Source organism: Pseudomonas sp. KnCO4 (assembly GCF_045344305.1).
Classification (GTDB): Bacteria; Pseudomonadota; Gammaproteobacteria; order Pseudomonadales; family Pseudomonadaceae; genus Aquipseudomonas; species Aquipseudomonas anuradhapurensis.
Genome location: NZ_CP174199.1, coordinates 5,359,097 through 5,382,918 on the forward strand (window position 1 = coordinate 5,359,097; position 23,822 = coordinate 5,382,918).

At 63.2% G+C, this 23,822-nt stretch carries 18 protein-coding genes; 5 read left to right on the plus strand and 13 right to left on the minus strand.

Annotated elements, in window-relative coordinates; translation table 11 throughout:
* Positions 1-12 precede the first annotated feature (12 nt).
* The 5 genes from potA to ACJA3S_RS24705 form a co-directional block, all read right to left on the minus strand.
* The gene (potA, locus tag ACJA3S_RS24685; protein ID WP_186672017.1) at positions 13-1,155 is read right to left on the minus strand and encodes a polyamine ABC transporter ATP-binding protein; all 1,143 of its coding nucleotides are present in this window, start codon (positions 1,153-1,155) and stop codon (positions 13-15) included.
* 71 nt (positions 1,156-1,226) lie between these two features.
* Complete coding sequence (locus ACJA3S_RS24690; protein WP_406820320.1) at positions 1,227-2,321, minus strand: polyamine ABC transporter substrate-binding protein; 1,095 nt, start codon at positions 2,319-2,321, stop codon at positions 1,227-1,229.
* Positions 2,322-2,479: 158 nt separating this feature from the next.
* Entirely contained in the window at positions 2,480-3,577 is a 1,098-nt protein-coding gene (locus ACJA3S_RS24695; protein ID WP_406820321.1) for a polyamine ABC transporter substrate-binding protein, read from the minus strand.
* Between the two features lie 169 nt (positions 3,578-3,746).
* Positions 3,747-5,108, minus strand: coding sequence for an aspartate aminotransferase family protein (locus ACJA3S_RS24700; protein WP_170033611.1), 1,362 nt, complete (start codon positions 5,106-5,108; stop codon positions 3,747-3,749).
* A gap of 46 nt (positions 5,109-5,154) precedes the next feature.
* Complete coding sequence (locus ACJA3S_RS24705; protein ID WP_170033613.1) at positions 5,155-6,513, minus strand: glutamine synthetase family protein; 1,359 nt, start codon at positions 6,511-6,513, stop codon at positions 5,155-5,157.
* A gap of 574 nt (positions 6,514-7,087) precedes the next feature.
* Here ACJA3S_RS24705 and ACJA3S_RS24710 point away from each other — a divergent pair.
* Positions 7,088-8,464: a glutamine synthetase family protein gene (locus tag ACJA3S_RS24710; RefSeq protein WP_084856533.1), complete on the plus strand. Its 1,377-nt coding sequence runs from the start codon at positions 7,088-7,090 to the stop codon at positions 8,462-8,464.
* Positions 8,465-8,615: 151 nt separating this feature from the next.
* Here the strand turns inward: ACJA3S_RS24710 and argA are convergent, their stop codons facing one another.
* Entirely contained in the window at positions 8,616-9,914 is a 1,299-nt protein-coding gene (argA, locus tag ACJA3S_RS24715) for an amino-acid N-acetyltransferase (protein ID WP_170033615.1), read from the minus strand.
* Positions 9,915-10,037: 123 nt separating this feature from the next.
* Positions 10,038-11,180, minus strand: coding sequence for an acetylornithine deacetylase (gene argE, locus ACJA3S_RS24720; protein ID WP_406820322.1), 1,143 nt, complete (start codon positions 11,178-11,180; stop codon positions 10,038-10,040).
* 115 nt (positions 11,181-11,295) lie between these two features.
* Here argE and ACJA3S_RS24725 point away from each other — a divergent pair, with 115 nt between their 5' ends.
* Complete coding sequence (locus ACJA3S_RS24725; protein WP_170033619.1) at positions 11,296-12,663, plus strand: CYTH domain-containing protein; 1,368 nt, start codon at positions 11,296-11,298, stop codon at positions 12,661-12,663.
* Positions 12,664-12,824: 161 nt separating this feature from the next.
* Here the strand turns inward: ACJA3S_RS24725 and ACJA3S_RS24730 are convergent, their stop codons facing one another.
* On the minus strand, positions 12,825-13,295 hold the full coding sequence (locus ACJA3S_RS24730; RefSeq protein WP_043198918.1) for an Lrp/AsnC family transcriptional regulator: 471 nt from the start codon (positions 13,293-13,295) through the stop codon (positions 12,825-12,827).
* A gap of 126 nt (positions 13,296-13,421) precedes the next feature.
* Between ACJA3S_RS24730 and ACJA3S_RS24735 the strand changes: the two genes are divergently transcribed.
* The 3 genes from ACJA3S_RS24735 to ACJA3S_RS24745 all read left to right on the plus strand — a co-directional run bounded on the left by ACJA3S_RS24735 (position 13,422) and on the right by ACJA3S_RS24745 (position 15,951).
* On the plus strand, positions 13,422-13,727 hold the full coding sequence (locus tag ACJA3S_RS24735) for a hypothetical protein (protein WP_170033623.1): 306 nt from the start codon (positions 13,422-13,424) through the stop codon (positions 13,725-13,727).
* Between the two features lie 133 nt (positions 13,728-13,860).
* Entirely contained in the window at positions 13,861-15,546 is a 1,686-nt protein-coding gene (locus ACJA3S_RS24740) for a GspE/PulE family protein (protein WP_406820323.1), read from the plus strand.
* A gap of 90 nt (positions 15,547-15,636) precedes the next feature.
* Positions 15,637-15,951: a DUF2388 domain-containing protein gene (locus ACJA3S_RS24745; protein WP_406820324.1), complete on the plus strand. Its 315-nt coding sequence runs from the start codon at positions 15,637-15,639 to the stop codon at positions 15,949-15,951.
* Positions 15,952-16,123: 172 nt separating this feature from the next.
* On the opposite strand, the gene gcvP is transcribed toward ACJA3S_RS24745, so the two are convergent.
* The 5 genes from gcvP to ACJA3S_RS24770 all read right to left on the minus strand — a co-directional run bounded on the left by gcvP (position 16,124) and on the right by ACJA3S_RS24770 (position 23,631).
* The gene (gene gcvP, locus ACJA3S_RS24750; protein ID WP_406820325.1) at positions 16,124-18,997 is read right to left on the minus strand and encodes an aminomethyl-transferring glycine dehydrogenase; all 2,874 of its coding nucleotides are present in this window, start codon (positions 18,995-18,997) and stop codon (positions 16,124-16,126) included.
* Positions 18,998-19,202: 205 nt separating this feature from the next.
* The gene (gene gcvH / locus ACJA3S_RS24755) at positions 19,203-19,586 is read right to left on the minus strand and encodes a glycine cleavage system protein GcvH (protein WP_406820326.1); all 384 of its coding nucleotides are present in this window, start codon (positions 19,584-19,586) and stop codon (positions 19,203-19,205) included.
* 51 nt (positions 19,587-19,637) lie between these two features.
* Complete coding sequence (gcvT, locus tag ACJA3S_RS24760) at positions 19,638-20,720, minus strand: glycine cleavage system aminomethyltransferase GcvT (protein ID WP_406820327.1); 1,083 nt, start codon at positions 20,718-20,720, stop codon at positions 19,638-19,640.
* A 125-nt stretch (positions 20,721-20,845) separates the two neighbouring features.
* Positions 20,846-22,468, minus strand: a complete 1,623-nt coding sequence (locus ACJA3S_RS24765) for an ABC transporter permease (protein WP_406820328.1) — start codon at positions 22,466-22,468, stop codon at positions 20,846-20,848.
* Between the two features lie 161 nt (positions 22,469-22,629).
* Positions 22,630-23,631, minus strand: coding sequence for an extracellular solute-binding protein (locus tag ACJA3S_RS24770; RefSeq protein WP_406820329.1), 1,002 nt, complete (start codon positions 23,629-23,631; stop codon positions 22,630-22,632).
* Positions 23,632-23,822 lie beyond the last annotated feature (191 nt).

Here is a 23,822-nt window from a genome sequence, read left to right on the forward strand (position 1 = left end):
GCTTGCGAGGTTTCATGACCGCAGTACCACGCCGCTGTCGTCTTCCCACCACACGTACACTTCATCGCCCCAGGTCGGCCGGGTGCCCTGGCGCTCGGTGTTGGCCACGAACGACTGGACGATCTTGCCGCTCGGCAGCTCGACGTAGAACACCGAGTGGCCACCAAGGTAGGCGATGTCGTGGACCTTGCCGCGCGACCAGTTGTGCTCGCAGGTCGGTTGCTGGGTGGTGACCAGCATCTTTTCCGGGCGCAGGGCGTAGGTGATGTGCTTGTCTTCCACCGAGGTGGTGATGCCATGGCCAACGTAGATCTTGCGCTCAAGCTCGGGGCTGGCAATGATCGCGTGGCCTTCGGCATCGTCGACCACTTCACCGTCGAACAGGTTGACGCTGCCGATGAACTCGCACACCAGGCGGCTGGTGGGGGTTTCGTAGATATCTACCGGCGAACCGATCTGGGCGATCCAGCCCAGGTGCATGATGGCAATGCGCTGGGCCATGGTCATGGCCTCTTCCTGGTCGTGGGTCACCATCACGCAGGTCACGCCTACGCGCTCGATGATTTCCACCAGTTCCAGTTGCATCTGCGAACGCAGCTTCTTGTCCAGTGCGCCCATTGGCTCGTCGAGCAGCAGCAGCTTGGGGCGCTTGGCCAGCGAGCGGGCCAGGGCCACGCGCTGGCGCTGGCCACCAGACAACTGGTGCGGCTTGCGCTTGGCATACTGGGTCATGTGCACCAGCTTGAGCATCTCGGCCACGCGGGCGTCGATCTCGGCCTTGGGCATCTTGTCCTGCTGCAGGCCGAAGGCGATGTTCTGCGCCACGGTCATGTGCGGGAACAGCGCGTAGGACTGGAACATCATGTTGATCGGCCGCTCGTAGGGCGGCATGTCGGTGATGTCGACGCCATCGAGGAAAATCCGCCCTTCGGTCGGGCGCTCGAAGCCGGCCAGCATGCGCAGCAAGGTCGACTTGCCGGAACCGGAGCCACCCAGCAGGGCGAAAATCTCACCCTTGCGGATTTCCAGGGACACATCGTCCACGGCTACCGTTTCGTCGAATTTTTTCGTGACCCGGTCGATCTTGACCAGCACCTGCTTGGGTTGCTGGCCACCCTCGAGGGCTTTTTTATAGGCACCGGAGGCAACTGCCATGAGTGAAACTCCCAACAAGATTTTTGTGCCCGCGTGGCCTGCTCTGCAGGTGCCGCCACGGGCCTGGATTTTTACTTGCCCGACTTGACCTTGGTCCAGCTGCGGGTCATCAGCCGTTGCACCTTGGGTGGCAACTCTGCATTCACGAACATCTTGTCCAGCACTTCCTGCGGTGGGTAAACCGCGGCGTCAGTCCTCACGGCCTGGTCCATCAGGTCGCCAGCCTTGGGGTTCGGGTTGGCGTAACCGACGTAATCACTGACCTGGGCGATAACCTCAGGCTTCAGCAAATAGTTGATGAAGGCATGCGCCTCTTTGACATTCTTGGCGTCCTTGGGAATCGCCAGCACGTCGAACCAGAGGTTGCCGCCTTCCTTGGGAATGGCGTAGGCCAGGTGCACACCCTTCTTCGCTTCTTCGGCGCGGGTCCTGGCCTGGAACACATCACCCGAGAACCCCGCCGCGACGCAGATATCGCCATTGGCCAGGTCGGTGATGTACTTGGACGAGTGGAAGTAGGTCACGTACGGGCGAACCGCCAGCAGTTTCTTCTCGGCCGCCTGGTAGTCCTTGGCGTTGCTGCTGTTGGGGTCCAGCCCCATGTAGTTGAGCACCGCCGGCAACATTTCGTCAGCCGAGTCGAGGAACGCCACGCCGCACTTGGCGAGCTTCTTCATGTTCTCCGGCTCGAACAGCACCGCCCAGGAGTCGATGGTGTCCACGCCCAGCGCGGCCTTCACCTTGTCGACGTTGTAACCGATGCCGTTGGTGCCCCACAGGTATGGCACCGCGTACTGGTTGCCCGGGTCGTTCTTTTCCAGGCGCTTCATCAACGCCGGGTCGAGGTTGGGGTAATTGGGCAGCAGGCTCTTGTCGAGCTTCTGGAACGCGCCCGCCTTGATCTGCTTGCCGAGGAAATGGTTGGATGGCACCACCACGTCATAGCCGGTGTTGCCGGCCAGCAGCTTGCCTTCCAGGGTTTCGTTGGAATCGAACACGTCCTGCACGGGCTTGATGCCCGTCGCCTTCTCGAAGTCCGCGAGTGTGGTCGGGCCGATGTAGTCGGACCAGTTGTAGAAGTGCACCGTAGGCGCCGCTTGGACGCTGCATGCCAGCGTCAGGCCCGCACCAGCCATCAAGGCCTTGCGGAATACAGAAATGGACAAGTGGGTGCTCCTTTACAATCAGTGCCTGGGTAGCGACAGTGCTGCCGCACACGCAAAACCGGCGCGCAACTTACCTTCGCAGCTTCGATGCCGCAATCATCAATTGCCTTTTACTGGCTCTGGGCCGGGTACCCCGGCCCAGAGGTGCTGCATCGGGCTTACTTGCCCGACTTGATCTTGGTCCAGCTACGGGTGATGTCACGCTGGGCCTTGGCTTCAGGAGCAGCGATGGCATACAGCTGTTTCTTCACTTCAGCTGGCGGATAGATGCTTGGATCGCTGGTGATTTCCTTGTCCACGAACTGGGTGGCGGCAGCGTTGCCGTTCGGGAAGCGCACGGCGTTGGTGATCTCGGCCATGATTTCCGGCTGCATCAGGAAGTTCATGAACTGGTAGGCAGCGTCCTTGTGCTCGGCATCCTTGGGGATGGCGACCATGTCGTAGAAGGTACCGGCACCTTCCTTCGGAATGATGTATTCGACCTTGACCTTGTCGCCGGCTTCGTGGGCACGGGCCTTGGACTGCTCCAGGTCACCCGAGTAACCGACCGCTACGCAGATGTTGCCGTTGGCCATGTCGCCAATGTACTTGGACGAGTGGAAGTAGGTGATCGAAGGACGAATCTTGAGGAACAGTTCCTCGGCGGCCTTCAGGTCTTCCTTCTTGGTGCTGTCGGTCGGCTTGCCCAGGTAGTGCAGCGCAGCCGGGAGCATTTCGGTCGGCGCGTCGAGGAAGCTCACGCCGCAGCTCTTGAGCTTGGCGATGTTCTCAGGCTTGAACACCACATCCCACGAATCGATCTTGTCCACGCCCAGCGCGGCCTTGACCTTATCCGGGTTGTAGCCGATGCCGATCGAACCCCACATGTACGGGAAGGCATGCTTGTTGTCCTTGTCGCTGGCATCGCCAACGGCCTTGAGCAGGTCCGGGTCGAGGTTCTTCCAGTTCGGCAGCTTGGAGCGGTCCAGCTCCTCGTACACGCCAGCCTTGATCTGCTTGGCCAGGAAGTTGTTGGACGGCACCACGATGTCGTAACCCGACTTGCCAGCCAGGAGCTTGGCCTCGAGGGTTTCGTTGCTGTCGAACACGTCGTACTTGACCTTGATACCGGTCTGCTTCTCGAACTTGGCGATGGTGTCTGGCGCGATATAGTCCGACCAGTTGTAGACGTTCAACACCTTGTCTTCAGCCTGAACAGCGGTGGCCATGGCGCCCATCAGGGCTGCGGCCAGCAACGTCTTGCCCATTTTATTCATGCGTAATGCTCCGGAATTTTTATTTAGCCATCTGTTCAGTAGCCAGGACCTACGGTGCAGAGCGCGCGGCGACTGAAACAACCGCTAGTCTGGCAAGTTACAAGGCTCTGTTTCAAGGAAAGCAAGGCCTTGTAACCACTTAATGTCACACCGCTAGACTAGCAAACGCTTAGCGAATCGCTTCGAGTGTCAGGTCGAGGCATTTGCGCGCCTTTTCCACCAGTTCATCGATCTCTGCGTGGCTGATGACCAGCGGTGGCGCGATGATCATGGTGTCACCTACCGCACGCATGATCAGGCCGTTTTCAAAGCAGAACGTGCGGCAGATCATGCCTACGCCCTTGCCTTCGTAACGGCTGCGGGTCGCCTTGTCCTTGACCAGCTCGATCGCACCGAGCAGGCCCAGGCCGCGTACTTCGCCCACCAGCGGGTGGTCCTGCAGCTCACGCAAACGCTTTTGCAAATACGGTGCCGCTTCGCTGCGCGCCTTCTCGACGATGTGCTCGTCGCGCAGGATGCGCAGGTTTTCCAGGCCCACCGCTGCCGCCACCGGATGCCCGGAGTAGGTGAAACCGTGGTTGAAGTCGCCACCTTCGCTCAATACCTGGGCCACCTTGTCACGTACGATCACACCGCCCATGGGGATGTAACCCGAGGTCAGGCCCTTGGCGATGGTCATCAGGTCTGGCTTGAGGTCGTAGTAGTCGGAGCCGAACCACTCGCCGGTACGGCCGAAGCCGCAGATCACTTCGTCGGCGACGAACAGGATGTCGTACTTGGCCAGGATCTCCTTCACCTTCGGCCAGTAGCTGTCCGGCGGGATGATCACGCCGCCGGCGCCCTGGATCGGCTCGGCGATGAAGGCAGCGACGTTGTCTTCGCCAACTTCGAGGATTTTCTTCTCCAGCTGCTCGGCCGCCCACACGCCGAACTGGTCCGGGGTCATGTCGCCGCCTTCGCCATACCAGTACGGCTGCGGAATATGCACGATGCCAGGAATCGGCAGGCCGCCCTGCTCGTGCATGCCGCTCATGCCGCCCAGGCTGGCACCGGCCACGGTGGAGCCGTGATAGCCGTTGATACGGCCGATGATGGTCTGCTTCTGCGGCTTGCCTTTCAGGGCCCAGTAGTGGCGGACCATGCGCAGCACGGTGTCGTTGCCTTCGGAGCCGGAGCCGGTGAAGAACACATGGGTCATGCCTGCCGGCGCCACGTCAGTGATCGCCTTGGCCAGCTCCAGCGCCGGCGGGTGGGCGGTCTGGAAGAACAGGTTGTAGTACGGCAGCTCGCGCATCTGCTTTTCTGCCGCCTGCACCAGTTCCTCACGGCCATAGCCCACCGCCACGCACCACAGGCCGGCCATGCCGTCGAGAATCTTGTGCCCCTCGCTATCCCACAAATGCACACCTTGCGCCTTGGTGATGATGCGCGGCCCCTTCTCCTTCAACTGCTTGTAGTCAGAAAAGGGTGCCAGGTGGTGCTCGCCGCTCAGGTTCTGCCATTCACGGGTTTGCGGGTTGTTGACGCTCATGTGCCTCTCCAGTTTCCGGCGGCCGCGCGGGCGGCCTCAGGGTTGATCAGACAGCGAACAGCAGGAACTCACGCTCCCAGGAGCTGATGACGCGTTTGAAGTTCTCGTGCTCGGCGCGCTTGGTGGCGACGTAGCCGGTGATGAATTTCTTGCCCAGGTACTGCACCAGCGCGCGGCTGTTTTCCATGCGTTCCAGGGCGTCCTCGATGGTCAGCGGCAGGCGCAGGTTGCGGCGCTCGTAGCCACGGCCCTGCACCGGCGCACTGGCCTCGATGCCTTCGACCATGCCGATGTAGCCACACAGCAGGCTGGCGGCAATCGCCAGGTAGGGGTTGGCGTCGGCGCCTGGCAAGCGGTTCTCGACCCGCCGGCTCTGTGGGCCGGCGTCCGGCACGCGCAGGCCGACGGTGCGGTTCTCTTCGCCCCATTCCACGTTCACCGGCGCCGAAGTGTCGGGCAGGAAGCGGCGGAACGAGTTGACGTTGGGCGCGAACAGCGGCAACGCCTCGGGGATGAATTTCTGCAGGCCACCGATGTAGTGCAGGAACAGCTCGCTCATGCTGCCATCTTCATTGCTGAAGATGTTCTTGCCGGTGGCCAGGTCGACCACGCTCTGGTGCAGGTGCATGGCACTGCCAGGCTCGCCGGTCATGGGCTTGGCCATGAAGGTGGCGGCCACGTTGTGCTTGAGCGCAGCCTCGCGCATGGTGCGCTTGAACACCAGGATCTGGTCGGCCAGGTGCAGGGCGTCGCCGTGACGGAAGTTGATCTCCATCTGCGCCGTGCCGTCTTCATGGATCAGCGTGTCCAGGTCCAGCTGCTGCAGTTCGCACCAGTCGTAGACGTCTTCGAACAGCGGGTCGAATTCGTTGGCGGCTTCGATCGAGAACGACTGGCGCCCGGTTTCCGGGCGGCCCGAACGGCCTACCGGGGGCTGCAGGGGGAAGTCCGGGTCTTCGCTACGCTTGGTCAGGTAGAACTCCATCTCCGGCGCGACAATCGGCTGCCAACCCTTGTCAGCGTAGAGCTTGAGGACTTTCTTCAGGACGTTGCGCGGCGACAGCTCGACCGGGTTGCCCTTCTTGTCGTAGGTGTCGTGGATAACCTGCGCGGTCGGCTCGATGGCCCACGGCACCAGGAACACAGCCTTCTCGTCGGGGCGGCAGATCATGTCGATGTCCGCCGGGTCGAGCAGTTCGTAATAGATGTCGTCGTCGACGTAGTCGCCGGTCACGGTCTGCAGCAGCACGCTCTCGGGCAGGCGCATGCCTTTTTCGGCGATGAACTTGTTGGTGGGCGAAATCTTGCCGCGCGTGATGCCGGTCAGGTCGCTGATCATGCATTCGACTTCGGTGATCTTGTGCTCTTTCAACCAATCGGTGAGCTGGTCGAGGTTGTTACTCATAAATACCTCAGGAGGTAAGGTGGGCCGCGCACTGATTCTGGATGGAGTAGATTGCTAAAGCAAAAACCCCCGCGCAGAGCCACAGTGGATACACTGGAAACAGGTGCATCCGTAATGAGTTCGAAGGGCAGGAAGACGAAACGAAGGGCGGCAAGCCGCTGCGAGGGCGAGTCCGGGGCTGCCAAACGTCAATTATTGCGGCCATGGCGGCCACGCCATTGACGAAGCTTGCAAAATTGACGGAGGTACCCGATAGCACTGCGCAGGCAGTGCTTTCAGGTCGCGGCAAGCGGACCATGTGACCCTCGTATTATTGTGTTCTGGGTTGAGACCGAGCTTAGCCTTGTTCATTTTTTTACACAACACCTCCGTAAAAAATAAAACACGGCTCGTCGGAGATAGCCCTTCGTGCGGGAAATAGCGGATAATGGCTTGCCCCGATATGCAGCAAATCTGCCGTCGATGAGCCATTTCAGGGCATCATGGGGTTGGCTTGACATCAGTTTGGGTTTTCGATTGACTGGACCTGCAAGCCCCCCTTGATTGATATTTTTAACAACAAAGGTGTTGCATCATGTCGGTACCCCCGCGTGCCGTTCAGCTTAACGAAGCGAACGCGTTCCTTAAGGAACATCCTGAGGTTCTCTACGTTGACCTTCTGATTGCAGATATGAATGGTGTGGTGCGTGGCAAGCGCATCGAGCGCACCAGCCTCCACAAGGTTTACGAGAAAGGCATCAACCTGCCTGCCTCCCTCTTCGCCCTGGACATCAACGGTTCCACCGTCGAGAGCACCGGGCTTGGCCTGGACATCGGCGATGCTGACCGCATCTGCTACCCGATCCCTGGCACCCTCTCCAACGAACCCTGGCAGAAGCGCCCGACCGCCCAGCTGCTGATGACCATGCACGAGCTCGAAGGCGAGCCGTTCTTCGCCGACCCGCGTGAAGTACTGCGCCAGGTGGTGAGCAAGTTCACCGAGATGGGCCTGACCATCTGTGCCGCGTTCGAGCTGGAGTTCTACCTGATCGACCAGGAGAACGTGAACGGCCGCCCGCAGCCACCGCGCTCGCCTATTTCGGGTAAACGCCCACAGTCGACCCAGGTCTACCTGATCGACGATCTCGACGAATATGCCGACTGCCTGCAGGACATCCTTGAAGGCGCCAAGGAACAAGGCATCCCGGCCGACGCCATCGTCAAGGAAAGCGCCCCGGCGCAGTTCGAAGTCAACCTGCACCACGTTGCCGACCCGCTCAAGGCCTGCGACTACGCCGTACTGCTGAAGCGGTTGATCAAGAACATCGCCTACGACCATGAAATGGACACCACCTTCATGGCCAAGCCCTACCCGGGCCAGGCAGGCAACGGCCTGCATGTACACATTTCCGTGCTGGACAAAGATGGCAACAACATCTTCACCAGCGAGGATCCCGAGCAGAACGCCGCGCTACGTCACGCTGTCGGCGGTGTGCTCGAGACCCTGCCCGCGTCCATGGCGTTCCTGTGCCCGAACGTCAACTCGTACCGTCGCTTTGGTGCGCAGTTCTATGTACCGAACGCGCCAAGCTGGGGCCTGGACAACCGCACCGTGGCCCTGCGCGTGCCAACCGGCTCGCCGGATGCCGTGCGTATCGAGCACCGCGTGGCCGGTGCCGATGCCAACCCGTACCTGATGATGGCTGCCGTGCTGGCTGGCGTGCACCATGGCCTGACCAACCAGATCGAGCCGGGTGAGCCGATCGAAGGCAACTCGTACGAGCAGCTGGAGCAGAGCCTGCCGAACAACCTGCGCGATGCACTGCGCGAGCTGGACGACAGCGAAATCCTCAACAAGTACATCGATCCGAAGTACATCGACATTTTTGTCGCGTGCAAGGAGAGCGAGCTGGAGGAATTCGAGCATTCGATTTCCGACCTCGAGTACAACTGGTACCTGCATACCGTGTAAACGAAAACGCCGCCCCCAAGGGCGGCGTTCTCTTTTGAGATCGGTGTCGCCTGCTTCGCGGGCTTGCCCGCTCCCACAGGGTAATCACAAGGTTTGAAGCCTGCGGTGTACCTGTGGGAGCGGGCGAGCCCGCGAAGAGGCCAATACAGGCTTACAGCGGCTTCTCGAAGATTTTCGAGTTGCGCTGGTAGTTGTACAGCGAAGCCCGCGCTGCCGGCAGCCGTTCCACGCCACTCGGTGCAAACCCGCGCTCGCGGAACCAGTGCGCGGTGCGCGTAGTCAGCACGAACAGGGTCTTGAGCCCCGCCTGCCGCGCCCGGCCCTCGATTCGCGCCAGCAGCTCGTCGCCGCGCCCGCCGTGGCGATACTCCGGGTTCACCGCCAGGCACGCCAGCTCACCGGCGTCGGAATCGGCAATCGGGTACAACGCCGCGCAGGCGATGATCATGCCTTCGCGCTCGACCACGCTGAACTGTTCGATCTCCCGCTCCAGCACCTCGCGCGAACGGCGCACCAGGATGCCCTGCTCTTCCAGCGGGCTGATCAGTTCCAGCAGGCCGCCGACATCATCGATGCTCGCCTCGCGCACCACTTCGAACTGCTCCTGCGACACCAGCGTACCGCCACCGCCACGGGTAAACAGCTCGGTCAGCAGGGCACCGTCCTCGGCATAGCTGACGATATGGCTGCGCGCTACCCCGCCTTTGCAGGCTTCTGCGGCAGCATCCAGCAGTTCGGCCTGGTAGTCGCTGCCCAGGCGCTGCAGATGCGGGGCAACCTGCTGTGGGCGCAGCTCGCGCACCAGCTTGCCGTCCTCGTCCAGCAGGCCCGGCTCGGCGCCAAACAGCAGCAGCTTGTCGGCACCCAGCTCGATGGCGGCGCGGGTGGCCACGTCTTCGCAGGCCAGGTTGAAGATCTCCCCGGTTGGCGAATAGCCCAACGGCGACAGCAGCACGATGGAACGCTCGTCGAGCAGGCGACTGATGCCTTTGCGGTCGACCCGGCGCACTTCGCCGGTGTGGTGGTAGTCCACCCCTTCGAGCACACCGATCGGCCGCGCCGTGACCAGGTTGCCGGAGGCCACGCGCAGGCGCGAACCCTGCATCGGCGAAGCGGCGATATCCATCGACAGGCGTGCCTCGATGGCCAGGCGCAGGGCACCGACGGCATCGATCACGCAGTCCAGGGTAGCGGCATCGGTGATGCGCAGGCCACGGTGGTAGTGCGGGGTCAGGCCACGATCGGCCAGGCGGCTTTCGATCTGCGGGCGCGAGCCATGCACCAGGACCAGGCGCACGCCGAGGCTGTGCAGCAACACCAGGTCGTGGACGATGTTGCCGAAATTAGGGTGTTCCACCCCATCGCCAGGAAGCATGACCACGAAGGTGCAGTCGCGATGGGCATTGATGTACGGGGAGGCATGACGCAGCCAGTTGACGTAGTCGGGCATGACAGGGCCTGTGGATAAGTGGACGGAGAACGGCGATACGGGGGCGTTCAGGATCATCGTCGGAACAGGCTTGCGGTCACGCGCGGTCTCCTCTAGGCAGGAACGAATCAACTCGGTTGGCGTTTAGTTCAGGCAATAATGCCGGATCAGGTCACGCAATAGACGCACGGTAGGCTCGATTCGTGACATTTCAAGGTATTCGCCGGGCTGGTGGGCACAGGCGATGTCGCCAGGGCCCAGCACGATGGTCTGGCAGCCCAGTTGCTGAAGATAAGGTGCTTCGGTGCCGAACGCCACCGCTTCGGCGCGATGGCCGGTGAGGCGCTCCGCTACCTGCACCAGTTCGGCGTCGGCAGCCTGCTCGAACGGCGGCACCTCCGGGAACAGCGGCGCATAGTCGATGCGCACCTCGAAGCGCTCTGCCACGGGCGCCAGCTTGGCGCCGATGGCCGCGCGCAGTTGTTCCACGTCCATGCCCGGCAGCGGGCGCAGGTCGAATTCCAGGGCGCACTGGCCGCAGATGCGGTTGGGGTTGTCGCCGCCATGGATACAGCCGAAGTTCAGGGTCGGGGTCGGCACGCTGAATTGCGGGTTGCGGTAGCGTTGCTGCCATTGCTGGCGCAGGCCCATCAATTCGCCCATCACCGCGTGCATGGCCTCCATGGCGCTGCGGCCCAGGCTTGGGTCCGAAGAATGACCGCTACGCCCCAGGATATCGATGCGGTCCATGAGGATGCCTTTGTGCATGCGGATCGGCCGCAGGCCGGTGGGCTCACCAATCACCGCCGCCCGGCCGAGCGGCTGGCCGGCTTCGGCCAGGGCGCGGGCCCCGGACATCGAGCTTTCTTCATCACAGGTGGCCAGGATCAGCAGCGGCTGCTTGAAGTCGTGCTCCAGCAGCGGGATGAGCGCTTCGATGACCAGGGCGAAGAAGCCCTTCATGTCGCAGCTGCCCAGGCCGACCCAGCGGCCATCGACTTCGGTCAGCTTCAGCGGATCGCTGGCCCACAGCTGGTCGTCGTACGGTACGGTGTCGCTGTGCCCCGCCAGCACCAGGCCGCCTGGGCCGCTACCACGGCTGGCCAGCAGGTTGAACTTGCCGGGGCTGACCTGGCGGATGTCGCAGGTGAAGCCAAGGTCGCCCAGCCAGCCGGCCAGCAGGTCGATGACCTGGCGGTTGGACTGGTCCAGTGCGGGCTGGGTGCAACTGACCGAGGGCGCGGCAATCAAGGCGGCAAACTGGTCTTTCAACGTTGGCAACGGCATGCCCGTACTCCTCGGAAACGTGCCCCATCATAGGACTATCCGCTGTCTGGAATAAACCGTTGGCGGCCGACTGCTGTAGACTCTCCGCCAACCACGCCCCTCTTTCGAGCCTGTGATGCACAAAGAAACCGAACTCAAGCTCCGCGCCAGCCGCGAGACCCTTGCCGCCCTGCGCGAGCACCCTCTGCTGAAAAAGCGCAACAAGTCCGGCTGGCAGACCCGCGAACTGCTCAACCAGTACTTCGACACCCCCGAGCGCGAGCTTTCCGCCGCCCGTGTCGCCCTGCGCCTGCGCCGCGACGGCGAGGCCATCATCCAGACCCTCAAGTGCCGCGGCCAGAGCGTTGCCGGCCTGTCCGAGCGCAATGAATACGAATGGCCGCTGGACAAGGTCAAGCTCGACCTGAAAAAGCTCGACGCCACCTGCTGGCCCGAGCAACTGGCCAACCTCGACAAGAAAACCATCAAACCGCTGTTCACCACCGACTTCAGCCGTGAATACGCCGAAATCGCCTGGGGCCGCGGCAAGAGCAAGGTGGTGATCGAGGCGGCGCTGGACCAAGGCTTCGTGATCGCCGGCAAGCGCAAGGAAGAGATCTGCGAACTGGAACTGGAGCTGCGCGAAGGTGAGCCCCAGGCCCTGCTGGAACTGGCTGCCGAGCTGGCCGCCAGCCTGCCGCTGATGCCCTGCGACATCAGCAAGGCGGAGCGCGGCTACCGCCTGCTGGAGCCGGACAGCTACGAGCTGGGCCTGCCACACGCCGAGCTGGAAGCCGAAACTGCTGTGGACGATGCCTATGCGGCACTGGCCTGGCAACTGCTGGGCAGCAGCCAGCGCCTGGCCGAGCAGTACCGCCACAACGGCCACTGGCGCCTGCTGCAGGACTGGGTCGAGTGCCTGAGCGAGCTGCGTGCCCTTACCGCCAGCCTGGGCCAGGCCGCCCCACGCGCTACTACCCGCGAGCTGCGCAGCAGCCTCGACGCGCTGCTGGAAGACTGGCGCCCACTGGTGCAGGCTGGCAACGATGACGAAGACATTCGCCGTGCCGCCCCCGAACAGTTCGCCGAAGAGCTGGAGGACGTGCGCTGGGGCCAGTTCTCGCTGGAAACCTCGCGCTGGTTGCTGGCGCGTGCCTGGACCGTGGAGCGCAAGGGCCGTGGCGAGCGCCAGGGCAAGGCGCAACTGGCCAGCTGGCTGGCACACCTGCTGGGTGAAGAGGGCCGTGCGTTGAAGCTGCCGCTGTACACCCAGCGCCCGGAAGACCTGGCCGAGCAATTGCCACGTATCGAGCAGCTGCTGGCCTGGCTGCACCATGCCCGCCAGGTGCTGGAGGCACCACAGATGGACCGCCTGTACGGCGACCTGAAGAAGCTGCACGAGCTCGCCGAACAGCCGATCAGCGACGAGGTGCTGGAAGCCCGTGTGGAACAGGCAAGGGTTGTTGATCAGAGCCGCGGCTGGAAACACCTGCTCAAGGCTTGAGCCCTTCTGAAGGCACATGCAGCCTTTGTAGGAGCGGCCTTGCGTCGCGAAAGGGCCGCGACGCGGCCCCGGCGATATCAGCATCGTGGGGGCGCTTCGCACCCCTTTCGCGACGCAAGGCCGCTCCTACAGGGGATAGCGTCAACGGGCTTGCAACTGCTTCACCGCGACAGCGGCAAGCTGGTGGTGGACTTGATCTCTGACAGCGCCACGATCGAGTTCACCTCCTGAATCCCTGGCACGTTCGATAGCTTTTCGAAGAAGAACCGCTCATAAGCCTCGATATCCGACGTGACGATCCGCAGCAGAAAGTCCACCGAGCCCATCAGCACATAACACTCCAGCACCTCCGGAAACCCGCGGATCGCCTCGGTGAACTCGGTGAAGTTGGAGCGACCATGAGCATTCAGCTTCACTTCGGCGAAGATCTGCGTATTCAAGCCGACCTTCTTGCGGTCCAGCAGCGTCACCTGCCCACGGATCACCCCCTCCTCCTTCAAGCGTTGGATGCGTCGCCAGCACGGCGATTGCGACAGCCCCACACGTTCGGCGATCTGCGCGCTGGAGAGCGAAGCGTCCTCCTGCAAGAGTTCGAGGATACGGCGGTCGTAGGCGTCCAGCTCGCTGTGCATTGATTATTCCCCATAAATTGAATTCACGAATACTTCTATTCGCCAACACAGCGAATCGCTTGAATCATAGCGAAAAAATGCCCCTGCCAACGTGCAAGAATTTCTCCCACATCTGCGGAGACCAGCATGAACGCACAACCCCGTACCGACGCCTGGGCCGCCACCAACGCCCATAGCACCGTGCACTACCGCCTGCAGGCCGAAGCCGAGCCTGACAGCCTGTGCCGGGTGCTCAACCTGTTTGCCCTGCAATTCCTGACCCCGCACAGCGTGCAGGTCAGCCAGCAGGATGACTGGCTGGATATCGAGGTCGGCATCGGTGGCCTGAGCTGGCATCGGGCCGAGGTGATCGCGCAGAAGCTGCGCAACCTGGTGTGCGTGGGCGAGGTGAGCCTGACCAACCTGCAGCGGCTGGAACTGGCGATTGGGTGAGCAGTTACCCGCCCTATTGCCGGCGGCAGGGCCAGGATAGGCACAGCAAAATCCCGAAACCTTTCGCTCCCGATAACCTTCCGCTGCCCGGCTAGCCTTGATCAGCACTTCCTCATCAGGCACGGACGCCCCCATGCACACCCCCGACAACCCGGCACTCGACCTCAGGCGCGTGCTCCAAGCCCTGCTCGCCGACCAGCATCTGCACGCCAACGACACCCTGCAAGTACTCGAACACGCCGCCAGCCACCCCATCAGCCACCCGCTGGAGCAAATCGCTGCCTGCAGCCTGGAGGACCGCCAGCACCCCGGCCAAGCCTTGGACCTGGACGGCCTTTGCCGATGGCTGGCTCACAAGGTCGGCCAACCCTATCTGCGCATCGACCCGCTGCAACTCGACCTGACGCAGATCAGCGGCCTGATCTCCCCTGCCTTCGCCCAGCGCCATGGCATCCTCATCATCGCCGCCGACGACACCGGTGTCACAGTCGCCAGTGCCCAGCCGTACCAGGACGACTGGTACGCGGACCTGGCCCGCAGCCTGGGCCGACCGATACGTCGCGTGCTGGCCAGCCCATTGCAGATTCGTCAGGCAGGGCAGTCCTTGCACCGCTTGGCTCAGTCGGTAAAGGGCGCACAAAACCAGCAGTCGGCCAGCCTCGGTGAACTCGAGCAGCTGCTGGAACTGGGCAAGCGCCAGGCCGAGGCCAGCGCCGACGACGCCCATATCGTGCATATCGTCGACTGGCTGCTGCAGTACGCCATCGAACAACGCGCCAGCGATATCCACCTGGAGCCCCGCCGTGACCAAGGCCAGCTGCGCTACCGCATCGACGGCCTGCTGCACTGCGTGTATGCGTTCCCGGCCGGGGTCACCCTGGCGCTGGTCAGCCGCCTGAAACATCTGGCACGCATGGACGTCGCGGAAAAACGCCGGCCGCAGGATGGCCGCCTGCAAAGCTGCCTGCCTGGCGGCGCCGAGGTGGAGCTGCGACTGTCGACCCTGCCGACCCCATTCGGCGAGAAACTGGTGCTACGCCTGTTCGACCCGCAACAGCTGCAGGAGGGCTTCGATCGCCTTGGCCTGGAAGGGCCGCAACTGGCGCAATGGCAAAGCCTGCTGCAGCAGCGTCAGGGGATTATCCTGGTCACCGGCCCGACCGGTTCCGGCAAGACCAGCACGCTATACGCCAGCCTCAAGCTGCTGGCCACGCCACAAGTCAACCTGTGCACCATCGAGGACCCAATCGAACGCCTGGAGCCTGCCTTCAACCAGTTGCAGGTGCAGCCCGCCCTGGACCTGGGCTTTGCCAACGGTGTACGGGCCCTGCTGCGCCAGGACCCGGATATCATCATGATCGGCGAAATTCGCGACCGCGAAACGGCCCTGGTGGCGGTACAGGCAGCGCTGACCGGCCACCTGGTGCTGTCCACCCTGCATACCAACGACGCCTGCAGTGCAATCACCCGCCTGCAGGAGCTGGGCGTAGCCGACTACCTGATCAAGGCAACACTGGCCGGCGTGATGGCCCAGCGCCTGGTGCGTACCTTGTGCGCCGATTGCCGCGGCGCACTGACGGCGCCCGGCAGCCAGCCGTGCCGCACCTGCCGGGGTACCGGGTTCCACGGCCGCACCGGCTTGTTCGAGCTGCTGGTACCCAGCGACAGCCTGCGTGCACAGATAGGCCCAGGCAGCGATCTGGCCAGCCTGCGGCGCCAGGCAAAGGCCGATGGCCTGCTCGACTTGCGCGCTTGCGGGGAGGCCAAGGTGGCCAGCGGGCAGACCCGACAGGAGGAAGTGCTACGGGTCTGTTCATAGGTAAAAACGCCTTGTATTCAAGGAACTTACCTCTTTACCGTAAATCCAACCGCGCATCTTCAACCGCCACCCCTTTCGAGGTGTTTCAACATGCGTCTCAAAACCGCCATCGCCGCTGCTGCCTTGCTTTCGCTGCCTATTGGCTCGGCCATGGCCGATACCTTCTGGCGTAACGTGATGACCACCGGTGCTACCACGGCATCCAGCTACCTGACCTCGGGGGACCACAAGCTGGTGATGGCGGCGCAGGATGACGCTGGCAGCTTCGTGGCCAGCGAGGGTGCAATCCGTGGGCCGTTCCTGGAAGCGGCAATTCGTCAGGCCCGCGCGGAGCACCCAGGCCTGCAGGCCACCGACATGGAACTGGCCAATGCCATTCTGGCCAAGAACGCGGTAGCCGAATAAATCCTTGGGGGGTGCTTGGCACCCCTATCGCGACACAAGGCCGCTCCTACACGCTTGAGGTGCGCCCCCTTTTGTTGGACAAAAAATCCAACCTCAGGGGCGCAGTTCAGGGTTTCGCGGTCGTTGTAGGAGCGGCCTTGTGTCGCGATGGGCTGCAAAGCGGCCCCCGGCCTCAGCGATAAGCTTCCACCGGCACACAAGCACAGAACAGATTCCTGTCCCCATAGACGTTGTCGACCCGGTTCACAGCCGGCCAGTACTTGTGCTGGCGCACGTGGGCACTGGGCGCCACCGCTTGCTCCAGGCTATAGGGCCTGTCCCACACCCCCAGCACGTCAGCCAGCGTATGCGGCGCATGCTTGAGCGGATTGTTCTCCGCTGGCCAGTTACCCTCCTGCACTTCGCCGATTTCCGCGCGAATCGCCAGCATCGCCTCGACGAACCGGTCCAGCTCGGCCTTCGACTCACTCTCGGTCGGCTCGACCATCAGCGTGCCCGGCACCGGGAAAGACATGGTCGGCGCATGGAAGCCGTAATCCATCAGGCGCTTGGCCACGTCCTCTTCGCTGATGCCGGTCAGTGCCTTCAGCGGCCGCAGGTCGAGGATGCATTCATGCGCCACCCGCTGGTTGCGCCCACGGTAGAGCACCGGGAAGGCGCCGCTCAACTGGCTGGCTAGGTAGTTGGCCGAGAGGATCGCCACTTCGCTGGCGTCAGCCAGCTGCGGGCCCATCATGGCGATGTACATCCAGCTGATCGGCAAGATGCTCGCACTCCCCCAGGGCGCGGCACTGACTGCACTGTTGTTCGGCTCCAGGCCGGGTACCGGCACCACCGGGTGGCTGGCGACAAACGGCTTGAGGTGCTCGCGGATGCCGATCGGGCCCATGCCGGGGCCGCCACCGCCGTGGGGTATGCAGAACGTCTTGTGCAGGTTCATGTGGGAAACGTCGGCGCCAATATCCGCCGGGCGCGCCAGCCCCACCTGGGCGTTGAGGTTGGCGCCATCCATGTACACCTGGCCACCGTGCTGGTGCACCACTTCGCAGATTTCGCGAATGCCCTCTTCGTATACGCCGTGGGTCGACGGGTAGGTGATCATCAGGCACGACAGGCGGTCTGCAGCGGCGTGCGCCTTGGCCTTTAGGTCGGCCAGGTCAACGTTGCCATGGTCGTCGCAATCAACGATCACCACCTCCATGCCAGCCATCTGCGCCGAAGCCGGATTGGTACCGTGGGCTGAGGACGGGATCAGGCACAAGGTGCGTTGCGGCTGGTGACGGCTGCGGTGGTAGCGGGTGATGGCCATCAGCCCGGCATATTCACCCTGGGCACCGGAATTGGGCTGCATGCAGATGGCATCGAAACCGGTAATGGCGCACAACCAGCTTTCCAGTTCGTCGATCATCGCCTTGTAGCCGGCAGCCTGGGCGGCCGGGGCAAACGGGTGCAACTGGGCAAAGCCCGGCCAGGTGATAGGGATCATCTCGCTGGTGGCGTTGAGCTTCATGGTGCACGAGCCCAGCGGGATCATCGACTGGTTCAGCGCCAGGTCCTTGTTCTCCAGCTGCTTGAGGTAGCGCAGCATTTCGGTTTCGCTGTGGTGCAGGTTGAACACCGGGTGCGTAAGGAACGGCGTGCGCCGCACCAAACTCGCTGGAATCCCTTCGGGCAGGGCGAGCTGGTCGAGTGCGGCAATGTCCAGGCCGTGGTCCACGCCCAGGAAGATGTCGAACAGGCGCAGCACCGTCTGCTCCGAACAGGTCTCGTCAAGGCTCACGCCCAAACGCCCGCGGCCAAGGATACGCAAGTTGATCTGCGCGGCTTCGGCGCTTTCGATGATGGCCGCCTGGGCGCCACCGACATCCACGGTAAGCGTGTCGAAGAAATGCTGGTTCAACCGCCGGATACCCTTGGCTTCGAGGCCTGCGGCCAGGATGAAGGTCAACCGATGCACGCGCTGGGCAATGCGTTGCAGGCCTTCTGGGCCATGGTATACCGCATAGAAGCCGGCGATGTTGGCCAGCAGCACCTGTGCCGTACAAATGTTGGAGTTGGCCTTTTCGCGGCGGATATGCTGCTCGCGGGTTTGCAGCGCCATGCGCAGGGCGGTGTTGCCACGAGCATCACGCGACACGCCGATGATGCGCCCCGGCATGGCCCGCTTGTAGTCGTCGCGACAGGCGAAATAGGCTGCATGAGGGCCGCCATAGCCCATCGGTACGCCAAAGCGCTGGGTCGAACCCAGTACCACATCCGCACCCAGTTCCCCAGGCGGCGCCAGCACCACCAGGCTGAGCAGGTCCGCCGCCACGCAGGCCAATGCATGCTGGCTGTGCAACTGGTCGATCAGCGGGCGCAGGTCGCGTACTTCGCCATGAGTGTCGGGGTACTGCAGCAAAGCACCGAATACCGCATGTTTGCCAAGGTTATCCACAGCGTCGACGATCAGTTCGAAGCCAAAGCCTTCAGCGCGAGTCTTCAGCACCGACAGCGTCTGCGGGTGGCAATGTTCGTCGGCAAAGAAGGCATTGCTCTTGTTGCGTGCCACCCGCTTGGCCAACGCCATGGCTTCGGCGGCAGCAGTAGCCTCGTCGAGCAGCGAGGCATTGGCCAGGGCCAGCCCGGTAAGGTCGATGACCATCTGCTGGAAATTCAGCAGCGCCTCCAGCCGGCCTTGGGCGATTTCGGGCTGATAGGGGGTATAGGCGGTGTACCAGCCAGGGTTTTCCAGCACGTTGCGCAGGATGACCGTGGGCGTGATGGTGCCGTGGTAGCCCATGCCGATCAGGCTGGTCCAGACCTGGTTCTGTGCGGCGTAGCCGGCGAGTTTGGCCAGGGCGGCCTGTTCGTCCAGCGCAGCGGGCAAGTCGAGCGGGTGATCGAGACGGATGTCTGGCGGTACGGTCTGCTCGATCAGCTCACTGCGGCTGGCAACGCCAAGCGCATTGAGCATGGCCTGCTGCTCTGCAGCATCAGGGCCCAGGTGGCGACGCAGGAAAGGGTTGGGCTCTTGCAGTTGATGCAGGGATGGCGACTGGGACATGACGACGCTCTCTTCCTAGGCCAGCTCTCATGGAGACTTACAAGTCTAGGAAGGGATTGCCGATTGTGCGGGGAAACTTGTTTTCGCCTGGCGACTGCCGGGGGCGCTTTGCGCCCCTATCGCGACACCAGGCCGCTCCTAGCGATTTCCTGCAGGACCGGCCTGGTGTCGATAAGGCTGCGAAGCAGCCCCAAGGATCCTGCAGTTACTCGCCGATGGCAGCCTTGTAGCCTGCAGCATCCAGCAGCTTGTCCAGCTCGGCCGGGTTGCTTGGCTTCAGCTTGAAGATCCACGCCTCGTAAGGTGCTTCGTTGAGCAGTTCCGGGCTGTCAGCCAGCTCTTCGTTGACCGCGATCACTTCACCACCCACTGGGGCATAGATGTCCGAAGCGGCCTTCACCGATTCGACCACACCGGCGGCGTCGCCAGCGCCAAACGCCTTGCCGACCTCGGCCAGTTCAACGAACACCACGTCGCCCAGGGCTTGTTGGGCGTGGTCGCTGATACCCACGGTGACGGTGCCGTCGGCTTCCAGGCGGGCCCATTCATGGCTTTCGGCAAAACGCAGGTCGCTAGGGATATCGCTCATGTCTTGAATTCCTCGATTGGCTCAGCGGTACGCCCGCCGGTTAAAATTTGATCAGATCAGGATCTTGCCGTGGCGCACGAAGGTCGGTTTGACCACCCGCACCGGGTACCACTTACCGCGAATTTCCACCTCGGCCCGGTCGCCGGTGGCCATGGGTACGCGTGCAAGGGCAATGGACTTGCTCAGCGTAGGCGAGAAACTACCACTGGTGATCTCCCCTTCGCCAATCCCTGCCACCCGAACCACCTGGTGGGCACGCAGTACACCACGCTCTTCCAGCACCAGGCCGACCAGTTTTTCCTGTACACCTTGTTCGATTTCCGCCAGCAGGCCGGCGCGGCCGATGAAGTTGCGCTCGGCGGGCTCCCAGGCGATGCTCCAGCCCAGGTTGGAAGTGAGTGGTGTGTGTGCTTCGTCGATGTCCTGGCCGTACAGGTTCATGCCGGCTTCCAGGCGCAGGGTGTCGCGGGCGCCAAGGCCGCTTGGGGCAATACCGGCGCCGACCAGGTCGTTGAAGAAGGCCACCGCCTGCTCGCCAGGGAGGATGATCTCCAGGCCGTCTTCACCGGTATACCCGGTGCGGGCAATGAACCAGTCGCCTTCGGCAATGCCCTCGAATGGGCGCAGTTCGCGAATCAGCGCGGCGCGCGCGGGGCTGAGCAGGGCGGCGACCTTTTCACGCGCATGCGGGCCCTGGATGGCAAGGATGGCCAGGTCGGGACGGACCCGGAAGTCCACGGCAAAACCGGCACGCTGTGCGGCCAGCCAATCGAGTACCTTGGCCCGGGTGGCGGCGTTGGTGACCAGGCGGTAGCCGGTTTCGGTGCGGTAGACGATCAGGTCGTCGATGACCTTGCCCTGCTCCTGCAGCAACGGGCTGTACAGTGCCTTGCCGATATCGTCGAGACGGGCCACGTCGTTGGCCAGCAGGCGCTGCAACCAGGCAGTGGCGTCGCTGCCGTCGACATCGATCACGGTCATGTGGGACACATCGAACACCCCGCAATCGCTGCGCACCTGATGGTGCTCCTCGACCTGCGAGCCATAGTGCAGGGGCATGTCCCAGCCACCGAAATCGACCGTCTTGGCGCCCAGCGCCAGGTGCAGGTCGTACAAAAGCGTGCGCTGTCCCATGGGTTTCTCCTTCCGGGCGTGGCGAAGCGGCGGCGGTCGATGACGTTGGGTCGTCAGCTCTTCTTGTGTAGGACCCGCCGCGCGAGTGCCGCGCATTGTAGCCGCAAGGGCGCGGGCTGACACCCTCAGTGACTGTGACCGGGTCGACGAGCCGAACGGCGAATCAGGCCGATGACCGGCAGCAACCCCACCAGCACCAGGCTCAGTGCCGGCAGCGATGCACGTGCCCACTCACCCTCGCTGGTCATCTCGAACACCCGCACGGCCAGGGTGTCCCAGCCGAACGGGCGCATCAGCAAGGTGGCCGGCATTTCCTTGAGGACGTCGACGAACACCAGCAAGGCGGCGCTGAGGGCACCCGGTACCAGCAGCGGCAGATACACCTTGAAAAACAATCTCATGCCACCGACACCCAGGCTGCGCGATGCCTCGGGAAGCGACGGGCGAATACGCTCCAGGCTGCTTTCCAGCGGCCCGTAAGCCACCGCGATGAAGCGCACCAGGTAGGCCAGCAGCAACGCAGCAAGGCTACCCAGCAACAGTGGCTTGCCAGCCCCGCCCAGCCAGCTGGACAGCGGGATGACCAGCTGGTTATCGAGGTAGCTGAAGGCCAGCATGATTGATACCGCCAGCACCGAACCGGGCAAGGCATAGCCCAGGTTGGCCAGGCCGACCCCGGCGCGGATGGCATTCGTCGGTGCCTGGCGCCGTGCAAAGGCCAGCAGCAGCGCCACGCTCACCGTGACCAGCGCCGCCAAGCCGCCCAGGTACAGGGTGTGCAGCACCAGGCCGACGTAGCGTTCGTCCAGGTCATGCCGGCCGCGCTGCCAGAACCAGCTCAGCAGTTGCAGCAGCGGGATGACGAAGGCGCAGGCGAACACCAGCAGGCACCAGCCACTGGCCAGCAACGCCTTGATCCCACGCAGGTGGTACAGCGCCTGCCCGCGCGGTCGCTCGTTGCCGCTGCGGCTGGCGCCGCGTGCCCGGCGTTCGCCGTACAGCACCAGCATCACCGCCAACAACAGCAGGCTGGCCAGCTGGGCTGCGCTGGACAGGCTGAAGAAGCCGTACCAGGTCTTGTAGATGGCGGTGGTGAAGGTGTCGAAGTTGAACACCGCCACGGCGCCGAAATCCGCCAGGGTTTCCATCAACGCCAAGGCTATCCCGGCGCCGATCGCCGGCCGCGCCATGGGCAGCGCCACGCGCCAGAATGCTTGCAGCGGGGACAGCCCAAGCACCCGCGCCGCTTCCATCAGGCCCTTGCCCTGGGCCAGGAAGGCGCTGCGCGCCAGCAGGTAGACATAGGGGTAGAACACCAGCACCAGCACGACGATCACCCCAGCGGTCGAGCGCACCCGCGGCAGGCGCATTGGCCCGAACAGCTCGCGCAAGGCGCTTTGTACCGGGCCGGCGAAGTCCAGCAGGCCGACGAAGACGAATGCCAGCACGTAGGCAGGGATGGCGAACGGGAGCATCAGCGCCCAGTCCAGCCAGCGCCGACCGGGGAACTCGCAGAGGCTGGTCAGCCAGGCCAGGCTGACACCCAGCAAGGTGACGCCGATGCCCACGCCCACCACCAGCGTCAGGGTATTGCCCAGCAGGCGGCTCATCTGGGTGTCGAGCAGGTGCGACCAGATCTGCAGGTCGATCGACTGCCACGACAGCAGCAGCACGCTCAGGGGCAGGAGCACCAGGGCGGCGATCAGGGCCACCGGGAGGTACCAGCGGCGTTGGGCGGTGTGCGGCAAGTGGAATGTCTCTGTGGATGATTTGCGACCGCCTTGCGGTCGTTCGCGGGCATGCCCGCTCCCACAGGGAGCGCACATGCGTCAAAGGCAGTGGCCAACCTGTGGCAGCGGGCGTGCCCGCGAAAAGGCCTGATAGGCCCCGAAAGGATAAAGCCTGGCGCTTAGTTCCAGCCAGCCCGGTCCATCAAGCGAATCGCTTCAGCCTGGCGCTTGCCGGCGATCTCCACCGGAATGCTGTCGGCCTTGAAGCTGCCCCACGCCGCCACTTCGTCCGATGGCTTGACCTTGGGGTTGGCCGGGAACTCCTGGTTGATGTCGGCAAACAGCTTCTGCGCCTCTTCAGTAGTCATCCATTCCACCAGCTTCTTCGCCGCCTCCGGGTGTGGCGCATGCTTGGTCAGGCCGATGCCGGACAGGTTCACGTGCACGCCACGGTCACCCTGGTTGGGCCAGAAGATCTTCACCGGCAGTTGCGGGTTCTGCTGGTGCAGCCGGCCGTAGTAATAGGTGTTGACCACGCCCACGTCGCACTGGCCGGCCTCGATGGCCTGGATCACCGCGTTGTCATCGGAGAACACGTCGGTGGACAGGTTGTTGACCCAGCCTTTGACGATCTGCTCGGTCTTCGCCTCGCCGTGGGTCTCGATCAGGGTGGCAGTCAGCGACTGGTTGTACACCTTCTTCGCCGTACGCAGGCACAGGCGGCCTTCCCACTGTTTGTCGGCCAGGGCCTCGTAGGTGCTCAACTCCTCCGGCTTGACCCGCTCGGTGGAGTAGATGATGGTGCGCGCGCGCAGGCTCAGGCCAGTCCAGTCGTGCGACGAAGCGCGGTACTGCGGCGGGATGTTGCGGTCGATGATGTCGGATTGGATCGGCTGCAGGATGCCCATCTGCTCGGCCTGCCACAGGTTGCCGGCATCGACGGTCAGCAGCAGGTCGGCCACGCCGTTGTCGCCCTCGGCCTTGATGCGTTGCATCAGTGGGGCCTCCTTGTCGGTGATGAACTTGATCTTCACCCCGGTCTTGGCGGTATAGGCATCGAACACTGGCTTGATCAGCTCGTCGATGCGCGAGGAGTACACCACCACTTCGTCCGCCGCCTGGGCAGTGCCGCCGAACAGGGTCAGGGCCAGGGCGGCCAGTAGGGGCTTGCGTGGCAACATGGAAAGCGCTCCTCGGATCGTATGAGAGGCGCAAATGGTAGTGAATCCCATTTTCCGGCTCATCCATCTAGCCGTTACTGGATGTTGCAGAGGGATAACAGTTGCGAGGTTCTTGTGGAAGCGGGCATGCCCGCGAACACCGGCAAAGCCGGTGCCATACACCGCGTTGCCTGTTTCGCGGGCATGCCCGC

Coding starts and splice junctions, on each gene's coding strand:
- argE (WP_406820322.1), bottom strand. CDS start 11,180: ATGCCGTTGCCAACGTTGAAAGACCAGTTTGCCGCCTTGATTGCCGCG.
- ACJA3S_RS24705 (WP_170033613.1), bottom strand. CDS start 6,513: ATGAGTAACAACCTCGACCAGCTCACCGATTGGTTGAAAGAGCACAAG.
- ACJA3S_RS24700 (WP_170033611.1), bottom strand. CDS start 5,108: ATGAGCGTCAACAACCCGCAAACCCGTGAATGGCAGAACCTGAGCGGC.
- ACJA3S_RS24735 (WP_170033623.1), top strand. CDS start 13,422: ATGAACGCACAACCCCGTACCGACGCCTGGGCCGCCACCAACGCCCAT.
- gcvH (WP_406820326.1), bottom strand. CDS start 19,586: ATGAGCGATATCCCTAGCGACCTGCGTTTTGCCGAAAGCCATGAATGG.
- gcvT (WP_406820327.1), bottom strand. CDS start 20,720: ATGGGACAGCGCACGCTTTTGTACGACCTGCACCTGGCGCTGGGCGCC.
- ACJA3S_RS24710 (WP_084856533.1), top strand. CDS start 7,088: ATGTCGGTACCCCCGCGTGCCGTTCAGCTTAACGAAGCGAACGCGTTC.
- ACJA3S_RS24745 (WP_406820324.1), top strand. CDS start 15,637: ATGCGTCTCAAAACCGCCATCGCCGCTGCTGCCTTGCTTTCGCTGCCT.
- potA (WP_186672017.1), bottom strand. CDS start 1,155: ATGGCAGTTGCCTCCGGTGCCTATAAAAAAGCCCTCGAGGGTGGCCAG.
- ACJA3S_RS24695 (WP_406820321.1), bottom strand. CDS start 3,577: ATGAATAAAATGGGCAAGACGTTGCTGGCCGCAGCCCTGATGGGCGCC.
- ACJA3S_RS24740 (WP_406820323.1), top strand. CDS start 13,861: ATGCACACCCCCGACAACCCGGCACTCGACCTCAGGCGCGTGCTCCAA.
- ACJA3S_RS24730 (WP_043198918.1), bottom strand. CDS start 13,295: ATGCACAGCGAGCTGGACGCCTACGACCGCCGTATCCTCGAACTCTTG.
- gcvP (WP_406820325.1), bottom strand. CDS start 18,997: ATGTCCCAGTCGCCATCCCTGCATCAACTGCAAGAGCCCAACCCTTTC.
- ACJA3S_RS24770 (WP_406820329.1), bottom strand. CDS start 23,631: ATGTTGCCACGCAAGCCCCTACTGGCCGCCCTGGCCCTGACCCTGTTC.
- argA (WP_170033615.1), bottom strand. CDS start 9,914: ATGCCCGACTACGTCAACTGGCTGCGTCATGCCTCCCCGTACATCAAT.
- ACJA3S_RS24725 (WP_170033619.1), top strand. CDS start 11,296: ATGCACAAAGAAACCGAACTCAAGCTCCGCGCCAGCCGCGAGACCCTT.